Genomic DNA, 794 nt, shown 5'->3' on the forward strand with positions numbered 1-794 from the left:
ATCCGATCTAGGCATTCTAAAGTGTGACGAGTATCGTTAAAATAGTGCTTAAGTAGTTGCTGAAGTTCCTTTGTGTGTTCCATGCTTCTTTTTATTACGTTTTTAGCAAAACAAAAATGACATGAAAACGCTTAAAAATAAAGGGGTTCAGTGGCTACTGTCCTGTAGTGTGATTGGAAGCGAACTCCTCAATAGACTGATCTCCCTTAAAATGAACTGAATTAATGATGAGTAACCTTTCAACAGTATTTATTTGAGATAATTTTTCTTTTAGGCTATTTATACTGGTATCTACGTGTTGATGCCACCTTGATACACATTGACGCCATATCTGGGAACTTTTTGCATCATCAGGTGGCAGTATATTTATATACTTATCTGAGCAATCAATACTGATCAAATGATCATATCCTTGTAGAAAATATGCTTCATGCTTCCAATTAAATCCACTGCCAAAAAAAATAACTAAGTTCATGTTCCAACCTTAATCTATCGTCATTTCAGTAAACACCATACTAATGAATGACGATACTAACAAAATTTTTATTTGTAAACAAAACTCTGATGACGAACAAATGGAAATATATTGAAATGACAATATCCCCATCACAGAATAATCGATGAATATCACGCTTTAGGGAACCTTAGAAAGAAAATATCGCAATTAAAGCCACAAAGATGCAAAAAACGCTTGAATATTTGTCCTAAGAATTTATAATCAGTTCTCGTTGGTCGCTTAGCTCAGCTTGGTTAGAGTACTACCTTGACATGGTAGGGGTCACTGGTTCAAGTCC

At 34.6% G+C, this 794-nt stretch carries 1 protein-coding gene; it reads right to left on the reverse strand.

Going from position 1 to position 794, the window contains the following annotated elements; all coding sequences use genetic code 11:
• Positions 1-154: 154 nt before the first annotated feature.
• Positions 155-475 carry a hypothetical protein gene (locus DNK84_RS13715; RefSeq protein WP_119345015.1) on the reverse strand — a complete coding sequence of 107 codons (321 nt, stop codon included), beginning with the start codon at positions 473-475 and terminating at the stop codon, positions 155-157.
• Positions 476-794 lie beyond the last annotated feature (319 nt).

It is taken from the genome of Facilibium subflavum (assembly GCF_003574485.1).
Lineage (GTDB): Bacteria > Pseudomonadota > Gammaproteobacteria > Francisellales > Francisellaceae > Facilibium > Facilibium subflavum.

Coding starts and splice junctions, on each gene's coding strand:
- DNK84_RS13715 (WP_119345015.1), bottom strand. CDS start 475: ATGAACTTAGTTATTTTTTTTGGCAGTGGATTTAATTGGAAGCATGAA.